Origin of the sequence: Neobittarella massiliensis (ex Bilen et al. 2018) (genome assembly GCF_014269355.1) — a bacterium.
GTDB lineage: Bacteria > Bacillota > Clostridia > Oscillospirales > Ruminococcaceae > Neobittarella > Neobittarella massiliensis.
Window position 1 is genome coordinate 1,837,138 of the sequence record NZ_JACOGI010000001.1, and the last position, 18,922, is coordinate 1,856,059.

Sequence of the window (18,922 nt, forward strand, 5' to 3'; positions counted from 1 at the left end):
AACAAAAGAGCACTGCTCCTGCACCGGGCAGTGCTCTTTTAAACAGCGCCGCAGCTGTTATTCCAACTGGCGAATGATGAGTGTGGCCAGCGTATCGTCAGGGTCGGCAGAGCTGATAGAAAAAGCCGACGATGAAGACAGCCTGAACGAGGTGAGCGCGTCTATGCGAAAAAGGGCCTGTGCGGCATAAAAGCCCGGCTCGCCGGCACTCTTTTCAATAGCCAGAAACGTGCCGGCTCGTTGGCGCCGTTTAGCTGCAGCGTAAACTGAGTGGTGAGCACAGAGCGGCAGGGCAAGTTGAGCTGAAAGGCCAGCAGGTACAGCCCCGACCGCAACAGGTGAAAAATGCCGTAATCACTCAGGATACCCGCCGATTGGGGTCCTTCCCCCTCGATGGGCAGACCGCCGTACAGGCCGCTTACCCGGATCGTTCCATTCTGATAGAAAAGACTGTATTCCTATACCGGGAGCGCGCCAGTGGGGCTAGTCGCTCCTGTTGGCCCTACTGGCCCGGTCGCACCGTATACCAAAGGGCAAATGCCAAAAGAATGGACCGACGGGTTACCCGCTTTCCTACGCCCTGACCGCCGCTACTCTCTGACACTCATCCGCAAATCTGAACCGGATAGTAATCTCACCTTTTTCGTGAACAAAAATCCGTTCTACCAACGCGACCAAGATTTCACGGGTCAAAATATTGACAGTTCCGGTTTTCAGATAATCGCTGATAAGCGAATCTCCTTTTTTTGCCGTGCAGCCCACCTGCTCTTTTTCTTCTTGAAGTAACCGAAGCGTATTCTGAAGCTTTTCTTCCCGCTCGGTATACTTGGCTTTCAACGCGTGGTATTCTTCTTTGGTCAAATCTCCGTTTTTCCAATCCTCATAAAGGCCTTGCTTAAAGCGCACTATTTTCTCCCAATCCCTGTTCCGGGCTTTTATCATAGTATCATAGCATTCACCTTGTCTGTGTGTAGGCGGCGCTTGATCTAGCCTGCGGATCACTTCTTGCTTGTTTACAGCCAAAGCGATCTGCTGCTGGAGCGCGACAAGCACCGCCTTTTCTAGTGTTTCGTGCCGAATTCTATGCTTTATGCAGCCCAATACCCCATAGTTTTTATAGGTGTTGCAAATATAATAAACATATCCCTTAACAGACTTACGAACTATCGCCTTTCCACAATCTGGGCAGGTCAAAAAGCCCGAAAAAAGATAGACTTTTTTCTCCGGGTTCCCCGGCGAAATACGGGTTCCCCGCTTCAAACATTCAGCAATAGCGGCCTGCTCTTCTGAAGTAAAAATTGCCGGGATGGCATGCTCTTTCACAAACCATTCTTCCTGCGGTGTTTTCACCTGCTGGTGGATCTTATAACTTTTAACCCGATATCGTCCCTGAATCAAGGTTCCTATATTTTCCGGTCGGGTGAGTAGGTAGTGTACCGTTCGAGCCGACCATAAATTGGTCGAATTTTTACATCCCGGATAAAATTTCAACCCTTTTATGGCCTTATAGCCGCTAGGGTTGGGAATGCCCCGTTCATTTAGCATTTTGGCAACAGCTGAGGCGCTGCTACCTTCCAGAACCCAATCTCTCATCAGCTGCAAAATTTGTGCCGGCTCCTTATCCAGCAACAGTTTATGGTGGTCTTCGGGATCTTTACGCCATCCATAAGCGGCAAAGGCGCCGATAAATTGTCCTTGCTCCCGCAGGCGGTTAAAGGTTCGGCGCACCTTGAAGGAGGTCTCGGCACAATGATTCTCATTCATCATGCTCTGCATCGGAACTTCTAGGCTATAGACCTTATCAGGTTCCAAAAAACTGTCTAATGCCGGGAGCTGAACCGAGACGAAACGGATGTCAAGCGCCACAAACAGCTCTTGGACATACTGGATGGATTCTGCTATATTACGGGAAAGTCGTGAAAGGTCTGTTACCAAGAGCATATTGATTTGCCGATTGCTTAAACTGCGAAGTAGACTTTTAAACTGCGGCCGTTCAGAATCCGTACCGGTATAATCTTCATCCCAGAAAGTGCCAGAAAAAATATATTCGTTCTCCGTATCCCACCGCACAATTTCCTCCATAGCCCCATCCAGTACCATCTCCTGGTTGTGAATACTGCGGCTGTTGTCTTCGTCTGTGGACTTTCGAAGGTATTTCGCCCAATAAAATATTTTTTGGGGCGTCTTTTCCAGTTGTTGTTTCTGCAAATTTTGTACTCTATATGTCATATCCCGCTTTATCCTCATTTCAAAAAATTTTAACTGAAATAAAACCCAATCATGGCTGTATATAATCAGTTTCTTTTACGCAGGAGAAGCTGTGTAAACATTTCCTGTAAAAAGGAAGAATCATCGGCAAATTCCAGTTTAATTTTGATTTCGTCCAGGCAAAAGCAATAAGGGTTCGATGTTTCCTCTAGAAAGTGTTTCACCCGCTGTTCGCGCGGCAAATTGACGTCTAGTTGTATTTTCTGCATCTCCATTAGAGTCTTTCGGTCTATTTTCTCAACATCCACTTGACTCATCCTCAAAAGCTGCTGGCATGTAATCACTCAGAGCCCCCCTTTTTTCCGCAGATATTCCAAATATATGCGAACTAAAGGATGTCCTATTTCTGTCAGTAAGGGAATCAGGAAAATCCGTCTCTTTGCACAGATACTTATAAAAAGCGGAAAAAGGCTGAATCTTGACCATTTCTAGCAAAAATGATATAATAATTTAAATTTTGTCCAGTTTGTTTGAAACGACAGAGGTGCATTTTATGAGTCCATTGATCAGTATAATTATTCCTGCTTACAATTGTGGAACGTCCATCCGAGAGACATTAGAAAGTATCTTATCGCAACAAATGAAAAATTATGAGTTGTTGATTATCAATGATGGTTCCACGGACAATACAGAAGAGATCTTATCTGAATATGAGGCGGAAGATCATCGTATTCGTGTCAAAACAATTGAAAATGTAGGCCCGGCAAACGCCAGAAATGTCGGAATTAGTTTAGCGCAGGGCGATTATATCATGTTTGTTGACAGTGATGATACCCTGCAACCTAATACACTGGACGTCATAGAAAAGATTTTATGTGAGCAATCATTGGACTTAATCATTTTCGGATTTTATATAAGGAATACAATAGAAAATCAGGTGTTTAAATATAGCGCTCCCGAGTGTTTCCTATCTGATGAGCAAGCAATCATTGCCGCTTTTCCAACCCTTTATTTTGACAATTTGTTGAACCAAATTTGGAATAAAGTTTATCGTGCCGATTTAATACGTTCTAAAAATATTGTTTTCCTAGATTACCGCTATGGCGAAGATCGGCTCTTTGTATTGGACGTTTTGCGGCAATGCCGTAAAGTTCAAGTTCTAGAAAAATGTTATTACAATTATTTTATGCGTGCCAAACAGAGCCTAGTTACTGCATTTTACGATAAAAAAGCTTTAGTTTGTAATTTAATTGATCGCAAGGTAAAACAGCTGATTACCCCATTCGAAATTATAAAACCAGAGGATTTAAAGCAGATTCGTTATATGTATGTAAAAAGCATGTTATCTTGTATTACGAACTTGTTTTCACCATCCTGCCCTTATACTAAAAAAGAAAAGAATGAAGCGTTGCGAGAATTGTTGTCGTCTTCATACCTTCAAGAAGAACTGACAAAATACCAGCGCTGTCATTTCATAACCGACATCACAGCGTTTGTTATGAAAACACGCTGGGTATGGCTAAATAGATGGATGGCAAAATTTATATTATATATGAGTCGCCGGCATCCTTCTGTTTTTATCAAGTCCAAACATCCCGGTGCTAAAAATATACAAGTAGCATAAGCCAAGTAGAAAAACAGCGATTTAGGCCGACTTGCAGTAGTAAAGTCGATCAGAATATAACTCAGGTATAATAGGGTGGGACACAAAGGGAACCCAAAGTTGTTGATTGGGCCGTATTTAAAGTGGCTTTACCGAATTGTTAAAGAGCCCTCTAGGCTAAAACAATTTTACCAAAGTAACTGGGTTTCTGATAAAATCACGAAAAATAAAAAGCGAGGAAAAAACATGTTTAAAGTAATGGCTGTTTTCGGTACCCGCCCTGAGACAATCAAAATGGCACCAGTTGTGAAAGAGCTCGCTTCATGCACGGAAATTGAAACAATTGTCTGTGTCACCGCCCAGCACCGGCAGATGCTTGATCAGGTTTTGAAAACCTTTGAAATTGTCCCCGATTATGATCTGAATATCATGCAACAGGGACAAACGCTTTCTGATATTACTTCCCACGCCTTGACCGGCCTGCAAGCTGTTATGAAAAAAGAGCAACCGGATATTGTTCTGGTTCATGGGGATACTACGACTACCTTTGCCGGCGCGCTTGCCGCCTATTATAGCCAAGTGGCAATCGGCCATGTAGAAGCAGGCCTTCGCACCAATAATAAATATTCTCCCTACCCAGAAGAGATGAACCGGCAGATGGTTGGCGTACTAGCCGATCTTCATTTTGCACCGACCGTCCAGAGCAAGGAAAATCTTTTGCGGGAAGGCAAACCGGAAAAGAGCATTTTTGTCACTGGGAATACTGCGATTGACGCGCTGAAGCTTACGGTGAAAGAAGAATATACCAACGAGATTCTAGAGTGGGCGAGTGGCAGCCGTTTGATTGTATTAACCGCCCATAGACGGGAAAATCTTGGCGAACCGATGCTTCAGATGTTTCGTGCCATTCAGACGATCATCGAGAAACACGACGATGTCAAAATGGTTTACCCGGTTCACCTCAACCCGATTGTACAAAAAGCAGCCCATGACGTTTTTGGCGTCAATGACCGGGTAAAGCTGGTGGCTCCCATGGAGGTCGTGGATTTTCACAATTTGCTTAGCCGTGCTTACCTCATTCTAACCGACAGTGGTGGAATTCAGGAAGAAGCTCCCTCACTTCACAAGCCGGTGGTTGTTCTACGGGACACTACTGAACGCCCCGAAGGCGTTTCTGTAGGCACTTTGAAGCTTGCTGGCACAAAAGAAACGGATATCTTTCAAATTGTGGACGATCTTTTGTGCGATCAGGAAGAATATGACCGGATGAGCCGAGCGAAAAACCCCTATGGCGACGGCCTAGCCAGCAAACGCATCGTAGATGCTTTACTCCAGTGGTATAAAAGCAAGAAAAACAAAGTATAAAGGGTGATTTCGTGGCAATTCCGAAAAAAATTCATTATGTTTGGGTCGGTGGGCAGCCGAAGTCCAAGGATATTCAAGCTTGCATGAAAACCTGGAAAAAGCATCTCGGCGACTATGAAATTATCGAATGGAACGAACAGAATTTTAACATTGATTCCGTTTTGTTTGTCAAGCAGGCCTATGAACAAAGAAGATGGGCCTATGTCAGTGACTATATCCGCGCCTATGCCATTTACCACTACGGTGGAATCTATCTTGACACAGATGTCCTGGTGTTAGACGATCTAACAAAATTCCTGGGGCATCGGGCGTTTGTGGGATTTGAAAACAGCCACTATCCCTTTACAGCCGCATTTGGAGCGGAAGCAGGGCACCCTCTTGTCAAGGACATGTTGGGTTTCTACGAAGGAAAAAGCTTTGTATTCAATACGCAAGATCAATTGTCCCAAACCAACACACGCTCGGTTTCAGATCTGCTGATTGAAAAATACGGTTGCCAGGTAAACAACCAGTTTCAGATTTTGAGCGAAGATATCGCGGTTTATCCGGACAGCGTTTTGTGCAATCCCTCTTTGAATTCCTCCACGATCCACGTGTTTACTGGTACCTGGATGGACGGGAAGAAGGAGCTCACACAAAAAATTGTAAAATTTATTAAATTAAGGTTGACAACGAAAGCAAGGGCTGGTCGATATCGAAAACTATTCGAAAAAGGCGGTTGTTAAGCTTGACTCCTATTTATATTACCTGTCTGCACCTGAATTATGGCGGTGTAGAAAGAATGATTGTATCTTTGGCAAACGCTTTTGCTAATCTTGGATATTCTGTTCACATTCTATGTACGTATCGTTTGGGGAAGCCGGCCTATAACCTGGACTCATCGGTTAAGGTCGTCTATCTGACAGATTGTGTTCCAAACAGAGAGGCTTTTCAGGAAGCAGTCCGAAGAAAAAAGGTGCTTTCTATCTTTAAACAAGGTATCCATGCGATTCGAACACTTTATCAAAAACGAAGAACGCTTATTAAGGTTTTTAAAAAGATCACAGAAGGAACCATTATTTCAACACGGCATGAACACTCCGTTCTTCTTTCTCGATTTGGAAATCGAGGTGTTTTAAAAATTGCGCAGCTTCATCATGACCACGGCTTTCAAAATAAGCTGGTGAAAGACTTCCAAACAAAATACAAATCCATCGATTACCTAGTATTGCTAACAGAGCAAACTTGCAAAGAGTTGCAGCAGATCCTTCAAGAACATAATACACATACAAAGTGTGTTACAATTCCAAATTTCATTTTTCCGCCAGAAGTCGAGATACCGGCTCAAAAGAAAAAGCAAGTCATCGCAGCGGGAAGATTGCATCCAGATAAAAATTTTTCTTGCTTACTTAGGATATGGGAAACGGTTATCCATGCTAATGGTGGTACCGGATGGCGGCTAGTAATCGCCGGGGAAGGTCTACTGGAGCAAGATCTTAAAAATGAGGCCGAACATCTAGGAATCGCGCAGAGTGTTGATTTTACCGGCCCTCTTCCCTATGACCAGTTGATGCAGAGAATGGCCGAATCTTACTGTTATGTTCTGACCTCAAAGCAAGAAAGCTTTGGTCTCGTATTGGCGGAATCCATGTCGTGCGGAACGCCACCGATAGCTTTCGATGTCAGAGTAGGACCGCGCGCTATTATTTCCGATGGTGTAGACGGATATTTAATACCGCCACAGCAGGAGAAACTATTTGCAGAAAAGTTGCTCTTTCTATTAAACCATCCACAAATATGTGCCTCTCTTGGGCAAGCTGCAATTCAAAATGTAGAGCGATTCTATCCAGAAAGCATTTTGCGCCTATGGGCAAAAATCCTGCCAAATGCTTAGAGGGCCGCTTAGCAATAATTGTCCTAAAGAGAATATGGCATCCCCAATAAAAACAAAGGCGGATTCAGAATCATTCCGCCAGTTTCATTATAGGGACTTTTCCGCTTTTCTATGTCGTTTTTTTAAAAACGTTCTAAGTTATAAAGGAGATATAAAATGACTGAAGAATCCAAAATTAAAAAGTCGCTGCAAATATTCCTTATTGGCTTTATTCTTCTGCAGCCCTTTTTGGATACAATTTACCTTTATTCAGAGAACGTAATTTCGATATTTGGCTTTTCTCCCTCGACTATCGTGCGGTTTGCCGCCGTCGCCGTTTTACTTGCCGCTCTGCTTTTTGCAAAATGGGTGCCTGCAAAGACTAAAATTGTGATTGGTGCTTATCTCGGGGTAGTTTTGATCTACTTTGTATTGCATCATCTGGCGGCAGGGAGCTTTGTTTTGCATAACGGAAAGGTATTGGATTACAGCATCCTTTCCGAATTTTTTTACGTTTGCCGGCTCACACTCCCAATCCTCCTAATTTTTATAACCTATTATATTGGAGTTCCACTAAAGTCCATTCTCAAAGTATTCGTTTGGCTTTCCCTGATTATGTCCAGTATTATCATTGCCAGCAACCTCCTTTGCATTTCCCTTGACTCCTATACCAACGAGACCATTAAGGCCAATATTTTCTCCTGGTTTACCGACGGGTATCGGCTTGCCGGGTTTAACGGGCTGGCATCTAAAGGTTTCTTTTACTTCGCCAACCAAATTTCCGCTGTTTTCATGATGATTTTTCCGATCGTATTCTTGGTCGCGGTCAGGCAAAAAAGCATCTTGGCAGGCGCTACATTGATCTTGCAGTCTATCGCCATGATTATGCTTGGCACCAAAATCGCCACCTTCGGAATGGTTTTGGCGATGGTATTTTGTCTCTGCGTCTATCTGTTTTTTGTAATCATTCACAAGGAAAAATGGAACTGGATTGCTCTGTCTGTCTCTCTCTTGGTTCTCTTGCTGGGCGTCATTCTAATCCCCCGTTCTCCAGCGCTTTTTAGACTCGATGTCCACAACAACACAGTGTCTATAAACCAGCAATCAGAAGTAGACGAAACCTCCAGCAAAAGTTCTTCTGTTCCCCAAAGCTCAGCTTCTAGCGCCTCTGTCTCTGTCTCCAGCTCCCGTGCGGAAAAAACACAGGTGGGCGGACAAAGCGGCAGCATACCCAATGCTTCCTTAACAAAAGAAGAGAAGCTGCAATATATTGAGGAAAATTATGAGCGGCTTAAAATAAACAAACGGTTTATACTGGAAGCGTATCCTTATGAATACGACCCGGATTTTTGGTATGACATTCTGTGCCAGCCTGCCGAAAAGCGGCTTGATAACCGCTTCATCGAACTTTCTATGATTCAGAGAGCAAAGGTGCTTGGCGCAACCGAAATTCATGACCTGTTTGGGATTTCTTATAACAAGATGTCCTCTTTCTTTAACGTAGAACGGGATATTGTTTCTCAATATTATTCGATGGGAATCATAGGTGTTATCCTGTTTTTTGGCCCGTTTTTCCTATTTCTTCTCGGTGCGCTGTATCTGCTATTCCGAAACTTTAAAAAAAACTTCCATATAACTAATGTACTGCTGACTGCTCCCCTTGCTATCGTTCTGCTGGCCGGATTTATCAGCGGGAATACGTTGGACAATATGTTTGTTACCATTTTGATGGGCTTTTTGTGCGCAGGGCTTTGTAAGAGCCTTCGGGAAGCTCCTATGCAATGACCCGAAACGGTCTAAGCCAAAGAAAGGCAGATGAGCAGTGAAGCACATCCAGATCGAAGAAAAAGCATTTTGTACCGGCTGCGGTGCCTGTACCAATACTTGTCCCAAGCACTGTATCTCTTTTGAAGAGGATGCGGAGGGTTTCTCCTACCCGAAGGTAGACGAATCTCTTTGCGTCGAGTGCGGCAAATGCATTGCTGTCTGTCCGGTTCAGAAAGAAAAACCTGCAGATTTGCCGCTGGACAACATCAAGGTATTCGCTTGTGTCAATAAAGATAAAAAAGTCCTAAAGGAAAGTTCCTCCGGGGGCATATTTACTTTATTGGCAGAAAAAATCATTAAAAAAGGCGGCGTAGTGTACGGATCCGCTTTTGACAATCAGTGGAACGTTTGCCACGTAGGCGTTGATACCCTGGAGGGGCTTGAGAAATTCCGCGGTTCCAAATATGTTCAAAGCCAAATGGGAGATTCTTATTCTCAAGCCAAAGCGTTCTTAGAACAGGGACGCCCAGTTTTATTTAGTGGCACCCCCTGCCAAATTGCCGGATTCAACCGCTTTTTGGGGAAGGAGTACCCTCATCTTGTTACCTGTGATTTCATTTGTACAGGGGTACCTAACCCCAAAGCTTTCCGTGCTTATCGAGAGCACTATGCAAAGAGATGGAAAGAGCCGATTACCGGTATTGCGTTTCGAGACAAGCAGTATGGTTGGGATTCCTTTAGTATGGTAATCCGCGGAAAAACGAAGCAGTACAGAAAGGTAAGGTTTTTCGACCCTTTTATCCAGGCTTTTTACAGCCATCTCCTCCTCCGCCCTGCCTGTTATCACTGTCAATTTAAAAAATACAACAGCGGTAGCGATATCAAGCTGGCCGACTACTGGTATGTAAAGCGGGTTCACCCTGAAATTTATCACCGTGACGGTGTATCTCTCGTCATGATGGGAACTGCAAAAGGACAAGCACTTTTTGACAGTGTCGCGCCTGAAATGGAAAAAGTTGAATCCTCTATGAAAAATGTCTTTCAAACCAACGCTTCCTTTGAAACCATTGTAAAAGAACCGCCGTCGCGAAAAGAATATCTCCATACCATCTGTCATACTGACTCCACTGAGGATATTGTCCACTGCATCAAAAAACTGGCAAAGCAGCCGCTGAAAAACCAGTTGGTTGCAAAGCTGCGATTTTACAAGCAGCAGCTGTTTGCGAGAAAGTGATGAGGTAACGATGTTTGGAATTTTAACATGGTATAAAACCTATAACTACGGTTCCGCCTTGCAGGCCTATGCGCTGGTTTCTAAGCTTAATGATCTGGGCTATCCCTCTGAAATAATTCACTACTGCCGCGATACAAATATCATTTTTTCCAGCAAATCTGAAAAGCTAAAGGATGTTCTGCAAAGGATTCCGCCCGCTCTTGTGCGGCGTTTATTTTGGAAGCACTATCAGCGGAAAGCTCGACGCTTTAATTCCTTTTTTGAAGACAAAATTCCACAAAGCAAAGTTTACACCAGTGGGGCAGAAATTCGGGAGGATTTCCAGCGGTATGCGGCTTTTCTTTGCGGGAGCGACCAAATTTGGACGCCCAGTATCCGTTTTTTAGATCCCACTTATTTTCTGGATTTCGTGCCGGACTCTATCGGCAAAATCGCTTATGCTCCCAGCATCGGTTGCACCTATATTCCGGATAAGCTCATGTCGCAAATGAAGGCACTTATCCAGCGCATTGATTTTTTGTCGATTCGTGAGACACACGGCGCAGACTTGGTGGAAGCTCTTTGCAATCGACGGCCCGAGATAGTGTTGGATCCCACCTTGTTGAAAAGCAAGGCGGAGTGGGAGGACTTTGCCGCTAAACCGGATATTGCCGAGCCATACATTCTATGCTATTTTCTGGGGAGCCGTAAACCGCTGCGGGAGTTTGCCCTCCGTCTGAAAAAAAAGACGGGCTACAAGTTGGTAGTAGTTCCGGCTGTCAATCAGGATTTGTTTTGGGGTGATATTCGCAAAATAGACGCGGGCCCTTGCGAATTTGTTGGTCTAATTCAAAATGCAGCTTATATCTGTACCGATTCCTTTCATGGGACTATATTATCTATAAATTTAGAAAAAAACTTTTTCGCATTGAAACGGCACGAGGAAAACGATCCAGAAAACCAAAATGCCCGACTTTTCCATATTCTCAGCCGGTTAGGACTTTCTTTTCGTCTAGTCACCGAGGAAAGCGGCGACGGCGATTTGGATCCAATCGATTATACCTTGCCCAGAATGCGACTAGAAGAGGAGAGAAGGCGTTCGCTTCAATTCTTAATAAATGCTCTCGATCATTATAAAGAGGTGGAGTAAAAATTATGGCAAAAAACCAAATAAAATCAGGAGCTGTCTTTTCTTACCTTTCTATTTTTACAAACATTGCCGTAGGCCTACTTATAGCCCCTGTGATGTTGAAATATCTAGGCGATACGGAATGCAGTCTATATAATCTAATCGGCGCTCTGGTTGGATATATCTCCGTACTGGATTTTGGAATCGGCAACGCGATTATTCGGTATGTCGCGAAATATCGTTTAGAGAATAAAGAGCAGGAGCAGCAGCGCTTTTTGGGAATGGCGTTCGTTCTCTATGCTTTTTTCGCTATTTTAGTTATTGTGATCGGCTTGGCTGTCTTACCCTTTCTTCCCAATGCTCTAGCCAGCGATGCTTTTTCTGACGCGGATATTCATAAAGCTCTTCTGATGTTTATGATCTTAATCGCGAATCTGGCCTTTTCCCTTTTATCCAATGCTTTCCCCGCCATTATGAGCGGATACAGCCGATTTTCTTTCCAAAAAGTTGTTACCTGGCTAAGAACTGTGGTTCGGGTCGTCCTCTTGATCCTGCTCTTGTCGATGGGCTTTGATTCGGTTGCAATTGTCGTCTTGGATACAGTTCTTAATATTATCACTGCCATCATTTTTGCAGTCTATGTTTTCTGGGGATTAAAAGTTCGGATCTCCTTCCATCACATGAATTTCGCACTGATGAAGGAAATTACTCACTATTCCTTTTACATTTTTTTAGATATGCTGATTAACCAGATCTATTGGAAGCTGGGGCAGCTGGTCTTAGGTATCGTCTCCGCGTCTCCAGTTGAGATCAATGCCTTTGCCTACGGTATGACCATTCCCAACTATTACATTATGATTTCCACCGCGTTGGCCACTATGTTTCTACCGACCATTACGAAGATCGTAACAGAATCAAATGCGAAAAAAAAGCTGACCGATCTGATGATCCAAGTTGGCAGAATTCAGTTTTTGATACTCGGACTGGTTTTAGTGGGCTTTTTAGTAGTCGGGCCGGATTTTATATCCGCCTGGCTGGGAGAGAAATATATAGCAGCCTACTATATCGCCAGTGCGGTATTGCTGGCAACTACCATTCCCTGTTTTCAAAACATCGGGATCGTTATTTTGCAGGTAAAAAACCAAATGAGATTTCGAGTTCTCAGCTATCTCGGAGTTTGTATCGGAAATATCGTCTTAAGTTTTGCTCTTTCCCCTCAATTCGGAGCAATTGGCGCCGCTTTTGGCACGGTTTTATCCTTAATTATTGGAAATATTGTCATTATCAACCTATATTACCATAAAAAGATTGGTCTGAACATGCCGCGCGCTTATCGAGAAACTTTTCGGGGAATTCTGCCGGCAGTCCTCCTCTCTTTCGGAGCCTCTCTTCTCGTCAACTACTTTCTTCCATTCTCCGGATGGATGGGCGTGATCATAAAAGGGCTGGTCGTATGTGGCTTCTACTTCGTATTCACCTGGTTTATCGGGATGAATTCCTATGAAAAAGGTCTTTTGCTATCCCCCATCAAACGCTTATTTAAAAAGATTTAACGAGGTAAAATTTACATGAAAATTTCTATTATTATGCCGACTTATCAAGATGCAGAAAGCATTGGCCAAGCAATTGAGTCGGTCATCAATCAGACCTATAACGATTGGGAACTTATCATCGTCAACGATGGCTCAACTGACCATACTTCGGAGGTCGTTTCTTCTTATCTCAGCGGAAGGGGCGACAAAATCTTCTACTGTGAACAGGAAAACGCCGATCAGCTCAACGCGATAAAAAACGGGCTCACATATGCTACCGGAGATTATGTCTATATTCTCCACTCTGATGATCTGCTGGCGGGAAAAGAAACACTTTCCCAGTTTGCTGCTTATGAAAAGGCTCACCCTGGTTATGACGCATATATGGGGAATCAAATATTGATAGATGGCGACGGTCGAGAGATTCGGTACGATACCGTTATGCCTTACCGACAAAATAGGGATAGAGCCGCGCTCCTTTATCTATGGCTCGGCAGAAACCTTTACATAGATTTCGCTTTTTTCCGAAAAGATGTCTATTGCACAAAGATTAAAAAATCCTATCTCGATTCTAACATGCCATATTGGCTGGACTTCTCTCAGGAAAGCAAATGTCTAGATGTAAAAAATATGGATTTTCCAATGTTCCGCTATCGGGTGTTTGAAGGAAATTACATAAACAGCGAGCTTGGAAAACTCAACGTCATCAATGGGGAACTGCGAACACTTACAAACTTGATGAAATATTTTTATATTCCCGCCTATCGTTTGCAGTACCTTGCCTATCGAACCGCCAATAAACTTCGACTCGGTTCCTATTTCGTTCCACTATATCAAAACAGAGAAGAAAAAAACAAGAGTCAAATTGTGCGGTTCGTTATAGAGAAGCGTTTTGGTCTGGCTTATCGGGAAAATCTGTTTTTAAACAAGCTTGTCTCCTTTTATGATAAATACGAGACTAATCAAAACTGGGAAACGGTCGTTTTACCTCAGCAGCTTACCATTTATCTTGGTTGTGATATGAGGGCTTTCCATAAGGCTCTTTTAAGTCACAAATTGGATGCGTTTTATCTTGATTTTTTAAATAAAATAGGCGAGGGTGTTCATCTTTTTTACTGCCACAGGCAGGATAAAGAAAAAGTAAACCAAATCTGTGAATTCTTCTGTATCCGGCCGTTCGTCAAAATCGAGGTACTTCCGGAGTAAAACTAAACGATCTATGACCAGTGGGTAAAAGCGGACAATCTTTGAATTTGTCCGCTTTCATTTTTGTTCTCTTTGAGAGATTCATAATTTTTCCCTATTGTAATTGGCTCGGTCGCACCAATCGTACCGGGTAGCCCCCGCAGGCCCGGTGGCGCCGATAGCGCCGGGAAAACCCTGCGGGCCGGCGGCCCCTGTCGCTCCCCGCGTGCCGGTGGGGCCCATGGGGCCGGTCGCCCCTGTGGGCCCAGTAGGGCCGGTGGGGCACCCCGGGTCGGGGCGGCACACCGATTCGGGGCGGTGTGGGCTACAGGTGACGTGGCCGCAGGCATAACAGGGAGGGATCTGTCGAATATACATAAAAAAGGCCTCTCTTTCAATTTCTCAAGAGCGCCGCTTGCAAACACTGTGCTGCATCATCTTATGTCACAGCTCTGCAAAGTGGTTGTACGCCGCCAAGCCCTCCTTCACGCCCATGTCAGTTTGGCCGTCCCCCTACCCAAATAGCCGCCGACCGGCAAACTCCTCTGCCGAAAAAGCGCGCGGACACAAAAAAGGGGCCGATGAACGGCCCCTTGCAAACTGTGAGAAAGCGCGGACTTCTTGCCCGTCGGGTGCGGCTGAGCGTATGTAGTCAGCCGCCCAGACCCAGACTGACGGAGATGGCATGATCGATCTGACTCATCGAGCCGTTATCGACCTGACCCATCTTTTCGCGCAGGCGGGTCTTATCGATGGTGCGTACCTGTTCCAAAAGCACGATGGAATTTTTGGCCAGCCCGCACTTTTTGCTGTTGAGGGCGATGTGGGTGGGCAGCCTGGATTTATCCCGCTGGCTGGTGATGGCCGCCGCGATGACGGTGGGGCTGTGGCGGTTTCCCACGTCGTTTTGTACGATGAGCACCGGCCGCACACCGCCCTGTTCAGAACCCACCACCGGGCTCAGGTCTGCGTAATAAATATCGCCCCGTCTTACCTCGTTCACGATCTTTTTCACTCCTTTTGGCTCGCTGTGTGCCCGCCAGAGCGGGCGATCTTTTTATCCGGCAGCGGCGTGGCAGCCTGTCCGCCCCACCGCTCTCATCTGTAGTTTGACCGGGAGGTTGGGGTTTTAATCACCGCAAGGAGCGTATACCAGTATATTTTTACCAGCAAAAAGGTGTGTGCGCAAAAAAGTGGCGGCGCAGCCGTCCGCCTATATTCTGCTGTCCAAAACAAAAAAGCCCCCGCATACAGAGGGGCTTTTGCACAGCGGCAGAAACAAATATAAAAGATCCGTCAGCTCCCCTGTTGGGGTCCGCTCTGGGGGGTAAAGCTCTCGATTGTGATGGTGACCGGCTGTTGGTCTTTTTTCTGGCCGTAGGTCATGGACAGTGGCAGCAGCGTCTTTTTGTCAAAGGCGATCGAGAAATCTCCCTGATCGTCTTTGCCGGTGGCGGTGATGATCCCCTTTTTCTCTTTGATGGTGTAATCCCCGGCGCGAAACAGATTTTTTAAGATTGTCGCCACCCCTGCCGGCTTTAGCTGCAGTCCGGCGGGATTGATCTCGAGACCGCCCATGCGAAATACTACATTGCTCACCGTCATCTCGCAGGAGAGCCCGGCCAGACTGGCCGGCTCTGATACGGTAAAGGACATGCGTCCCTCGGCATTTTTTTGCAGTTGCAGGCCACATATAAAGTCGCCGCTCTCGATCTTTAACTGGCAGCCAAAGGCGCCCTCAAATTGCTGGGTGGGGTTTTTCTCGGTGGCGGCGCTCTCTTTTTTTTGGCAGCCGCTCAGTGCTGTCAGCGTACAAAAGGCCAGCAGCACCGCTACTATACGGCGGGCACAGCATGATCTCATTGGCATTATCCCCCTCTTTTTTCTCTTTCCATCGGCCCCAATATACAGGGTCCGGGCACTGTTTTAGGATATGCCCGCCGGCCAAAAAGTATGCCGCCACCTGTTTGCCAATGTGCGCAGAGTGATTGTGCTGCCGGACCCATATATGTATAATGGGGTCATAAGGACCATACCGCCAGCATGAGGAGGAGCGTATGAAGAGACCGGCACCGAGCACCACGGCTCAAAAAAGGCAGGACCTGCGAGAACACATGGCACAGCGGGTGTTGCGCTATTTGTGGTGGATATTACTGCTGGTCGCGGGCATCCAGCTCTTTAACATCCTGCATGCGCTCGTCTATACCGGCTGGCGGCTGCACACCCCGGCCAGCCGCGTGTACGTGCTGCTCTATGCCTGCCTGCTTGTCGTATCGCTGCTGGGGCTGGCCTGTGTGCCTTTTTTAAAGCGGTCGCTGCCCCGCTCGGCGGGTCTCACTCTGTGGCTGCAGTGGATCTACTGCGGGTTTTTGCTGTGCTGGGCGGTGATGGTAACGCTGTACGATCAGCGGGTGGGCCCAGGTGCCGAGACCTATTTGACCGTACTGCTCACGGTAGCGGTGCTGGCCGAGCTTCCGCCCGTGCCGGCGGCTGTACTGCTGGGGGTGCCGCAGATCGCGCTGATGTTGGCACTGCCCTACTATCAGCCGACCAAACAGGACAATTTCGGCCTGTACCTCAACTCTACCGTGCTGGCGGCGGTGGCGATCTTTATCGCCTGTTACCGCTACCTGTCGCAAAAGCGACAGCATGAAGGGGCGCAGCTCATCCTCGAAAAAAACCGGGAGATCGCCGAGAAGAACCGGGAGCTCATGTACCTGGTGGGGCACGACTCGCTCACCGGGCTCTACAACCGCCGCTTTTTAGACCTGCGGCTGCCGGCCATCTGTGCCGACTGCGCCGAGCACGGAAAGCACCTGGGCATGATGATGATCGACATCGACGATTTTAAGCTGTATAACGACCAGTTTGGCCATCAGATGGGCGATGCCTGCTTGGATCAGGTCAGTCAGGCGCTGCTGGGCTGCCTGCAGAGTGAGGGGGAGTACATTCTGCGCTACGGTGGGGAGGAGTTTTTATATCTGGGCTCTGGCGCGGATACCGCGGCGGTGCGCCGGCGGGGCGAAGAGATGTGTGCGGCGGTACGGGCACTGGCGCTGCACGCAGCTGGTAAGCCGTCGCCGGTCACGGTGAGCATTGGCGCCTGCGCGGCGGTTCCCCAAGACAAAAGCGCCTGGCAGACCCTTATCCGTAGGGCCGACCAGGCGCTGTACACCGCCAAACATCAGGGAAAAGACCAGGTAGTCTGCGACACCGGCGAGGGGCGGTAACGCTACAGGCACACCGCCACAGCCATCGCGCGCCCAGTATCATGGCTGATAGAGAGATCTAGCTGTTCATAATCGCCCAGCCGGGCGGCGGCGCGCGGCGCCAGCCGGTAATAGGGTTTGCCCTGCGGGGTGTGCACCACTTCGATATCGGTGAAGGAAAGCCCGCGAAAGCCGGTACCAACAAGCTTCACCAGCGCCTCCTTGGCGGCAAACACGCCGGCCACCGTTTGGGGAGCGCTGTTTTTTTGGGTAAAATAATCTCGTTCGCCAGCGGTGAACACCCGCTGTAAAAAGCGCGGGTCCTCCATGCTCTTTTTTATCCTTTCGATCTCGATAATATCGCAGCCGCAGCGTAACATCGACATCCCTCCCCTATACTTTACCGTCGCCGGTGGGCGATAGTCCTCTGCTGTGATTATAGAGGAAACCGGCAGAAATTACAAATATCTGCTTCAAAATGTGTTGCAAAACACGGGGGGATGTGCTATTTTAAAGTATATAAACGCGATGACGGAGAGAGTAACACCGCTTATTTCCCCTCTTTTCAGAGAGAGCCCGGCTGCTGTGAAGGGTTCAGAGGGCCAGCAGTGCGAAGTTCACTCCCGAGCGGCCCCGCTGAAAGCCCCCTGTGGCCGGTAGGTGGGGACGGGCAGCCCCGTTAGCGGCAAAAAGAGTGTTTGCTCTAAGCAAAAAGCAGGGTGGTACCGCGGAGACTTTTACGCCTTCGTCCCTATTTGGGGGACGGGGGCTTTTTTATTTGCCCGGCGCCAAAAACGGCGCCGTCCCCAAGCAAAAGACCCGCACTGTGAAAGGAGCCGGATATGAAAGACAAACTGCTGCAGATCAAGGAGCAGGCCATCGCGCAGATCGCGGCGGCCAGAGACGACCTGGATGAGATCAAGGTGAGATACCTGGGTAAAAAGGGCGAGCTGACAGCCATTTTAAAACAGATGGGCGGACTGTCGGCCGAGGAGCGGCCACAGATCGGCCAGCTGGCCAACCAGGTGCGCGCCGATATCGCCGATGCGATCGCCAAAAAGGCCGAACAGATGAAAGCTGAGGCGCTGAAGAACCAGCTGGAGGCCGAGCGGGTGGACGTGACCATCCCCGGCAAGCTGCCCCAGCAGGGCGGCCTGCACCCCATGACCCAGGTGCTAGACGACCTGACCGAGATCTTTTTGGGCATGGGCTTCTCGGTAGCCGAGGGGCCGGAGGTAGAGCTGGATTACTATAACTTCGAGGCGCTCAACCTGCCGCCGGATCACCCTGCCCGCGATACCCAGGACACCTTCTATATCACCGATAACATCCTGCTGCGCACCCAGACCTCGCCGGTGCAGGTGCGCACCATGGAGACGCAAAAGCCCCCCATCAAGGTCATTGCCCCGGGGCGGGTCTACCGCTCCGACGCGGTGGACGCCACCCACTCACCGGTATTCCACCAAATCGAGGGGCTGGTGGTGGATAAAGGCATCACCATGGCCGACCTGAAAGGAACCCTGGAGGTGTTCACCAAAAAGCTGTACGGCGCCGACAGCGTGGTGCGCTTCCGGCCCCACCACTTCCCCTTCACCGAACCTTCGGCCGAGATGGACACCCAGTGCTATGCCTGTCACGGCGCCGGCTGCCGCCTGTGCAAAGGCGAGGGCTGGATCGAGCTGCTGGGCTGCGGTATGGTCCACCCCTGGGTGCTGCAAAACTGCGGTATCGACCCCGAGGTATACAGCGGCTTCGCCTTTGGTATCGGCTTGGAGCGGGTGGCCATGCGGCGTTACGGTATCGGCGATATGCGGCTGTTCTACGAGAACGACCAGCGGTTCTTGAGCCAGTTCTAACAG

General features: G+C 47.5%; 16 protein-coding genes and 1 other annotated feature. Of the genes, 11 read left to right on the forward strand and 5 right to left on the reverse strand.

Annotated features, from left to right (window positions below):
• Positions 1-573: 573 nt before the first annotated feature.
• Positions 574-2,208, reverse strand: a complete 1,635-nt coding sequence (locus H8K20_RS08365) for a recombinase family protein (protein ID WP_186488071.1) — start codon at positions 2,206-2,208, stop codon at positions 574-576.
• An 86-nt stretch (positions 2,209-2,294) separates the two neighbouring features.
• A complete protein-coding gene (locus H8K20_RS08370) occupies positions 2,295-2,516 on the reverse strand; it encodes a DUF6870 family protein (RefSeq protein ID WP_186488072.1) in 222 nt (73 codons plus the stop codon).
• A gap of 245 nt (positions 2,517-2,761) precedes the next feature.
• Between H8K20_RS08370 and H8K20_RS08375 the strand changes: the two genes are divergently transcribed.
• The 9 genes from H8K20_RS08375 (at position 2,762) to H8K20_RS08415 (ending at position 13,875) form a co-directional block, all read left to right on the forward strand.
• Positions 2,762-3,832 carry a glycosyltransferase family 2 protein gene (locus H8K20_RS08375; protein ID WP_186488073.1) on the forward strand — a complete coding sequence of 357 codons (1,071 nt, stop codon included), beginning with the start codon at positions 2,762-2,764 and terminating at the stop codon, positions 3,830-3,832.
• Positions 3,833-4,057: 225 nt separating this feature from the next.
• Positions 4,058-5,176, forward strand: coding sequence for a non-hydrolyzing UDP-N-acetylglucosamine 2-epimerase (gene wecB, locus H8K20_RS08380; protein WP_186488074.1), 1,119 nt, complete (start codon positions 4,058-4,060; stop codon positions 5,174-5,176).
• Between the two features lie 11 nt (positions 5,177-5,187).
• On the forward strand, positions 5,188-5,901 hold the full coding sequence (locus tag H8K20_RS08385) for a glycosyltransferase (RefSeq protein WP_207721477.1): 714 nt from the start codon (positions 5,188-5,190) through the stop codon (positions 5,899-5,901).
• 2 nt (positions 5,902-5,903) lie between these two features.
• The gene (locus tag H8K20_RS08390; RefSeq protein ID WP_186488075.1) at positions 5,904-7,049 is read left to right on the forward strand and encodes a glycosyltransferase; all 1,146 of its coding nucleotides are present in this window, start codon (positions 5,904-5,906) and stop codon (positions 7,047-7,049) included.
• Between the two features lie 156 nt (positions 7,050-7,205).
• Complete coding sequence (locus H8K20_RS08395) at positions 7,206-8,813, forward strand: O-antigen ligase family protein (protein ID WP_186488076.1); 1,608 nt, start codon at positions 7,206-7,208, stop codon at positions 8,811-8,813.
• A gap of 37 nt (positions 8,814-8,850) precedes the next feature.
• Positions 8,851-10,029 (forward strand): Coenzyme F420 hydrogenase/dehydrogenase, beta subunit C-terminal domain, encoded by a 1,179-nt coding sequence (locus H8K20_RS14220; RefSeq protein ID WP_186488077.1) that lies wholly within the window; start codon positions 8,851-8,853, stop codon positions 10,027-10,029.
• A complete protein-coding gene (locus H8K20_RS08405; protein WP_186488078.1) occupies positions 10,016-11,158 on the forward strand; it encodes a polysaccharide pyruvyl transferase family protein in 1,143 nt (380 codons plus the stop codon). The genes H8K20_RS14220 and H8K20_RS08405 overlap by 14 nt, the downstream gene beginning before the upstream one ends.
• A gap of 5 nt (positions 11,159-11,163) precedes the next feature.
• The gene (locus H8K20_RS08410) at positions 11,164-12,690 is read left to right on the forward strand and encodes an oligosaccharide flippase family protein (protein WP_186488079.1); all 1,527 of its coding nucleotides are present in this window, start codon (positions 11,164-11,166) and stop codon (positions 12,688-12,690) included.
• A 15-nt stretch (positions 12,691-12,705) separates the two neighbouring features.
• The gene (locus H8K20_RS08415; protein ID WP_186488080.1) at positions 12,706-13,875 is read left to right on the forward strand and encodes a glycosyltransferase; all 1,170 of its coding nucleotides are present in this window, start codon (positions 12,706-12,708) and stop codon (positions 13,873-13,875) included.
• A gap of 631 nt (positions 13,876-14,506) precedes the next feature.
• Here the strand turns inward: H8K20_RS08415 and H8K20_RS08425 are convergent.
• Together H8K20_RS08425 and H8K20_RS08430 are read right to left on the reverse strand one after the other, a co-directional pair.
• On the reverse strand, positions 14,507-14,860 hold the full coding sequence (locus H8K20_RS08425) for a type II toxin-antitoxin system PemK/MazF family toxin (protein ID WP_105204987.1): 354 nt from the start codon (positions 14,858-14,860) through the stop codon (positions 14,507-14,509).
• A gap of 290 nt (positions 14,861-15,150) precedes the next feature.
• Positions 15,151-15,723, reverse strand: coding sequence for a hypothetical protein (locus tag H8K20_RS08430; protein ID WP_186488081.1), 573 nt, complete (start codon positions 15,721-15,723; stop codon positions 15,151-15,153).
• A gap of 188 nt (positions 15,724-15,911) precedes the next feature.
• Between H8K20_RS08430 and H8K20_RS08435 the strand changes: the two genes are divergently transcribed.
• A complete protein-coding gene (locus H8K20_RS08435; RefSeq protein WP_186488082.1) occupies positions 15,912-17,084 on the forward strand; it encodes a GGDEF domain-containing protein in 1,173 nt (390 codons plus the stop codon).
• Positions 17,085-17,086: 2 nt separating this feature from the next.
• On the opposite strand, the gene acpS is transcribed toward H8K20_RS08435, so the two are convergent.
• A complete protein-coding gene (gene acpS, locus H8K20_RS08440) occupies positions 17,087-17,443 on the reverse strand; it encodes a holo-ACP synthase (RefSeq protein WP_186488083.1) in 357 nt (118 codons plus the stop codon).
• Positions 17,444-17,582: 139 nt separating this feature from the next.
• Positions 17,583-17,819, forward strand: a binding site (T-box leader).
• An 86-nt stretch (positions 17,820-17,905) separates the two neighbouring features.
• On the opposite strand from acpS, the gene pheS reads away from it, so the two are divergent.
• Positions 17,906-18,919 carry a phenylalanine--tRNA ligase subunit alpha gene (pheS, locus tag H8K20_RS08445; RefSeq protein ID WP_186488084.1) on the forward strand — a complete coding sequence of 338 codons (1,014 nt, stop codon included), beginning with the start codon at positions 17,906-17,908 and terminating at the stop codon, positions 18,917-18,919.
• The last annotated feature ends 3 nt before the right edge of the window (positions 18,920-18,922 follow it).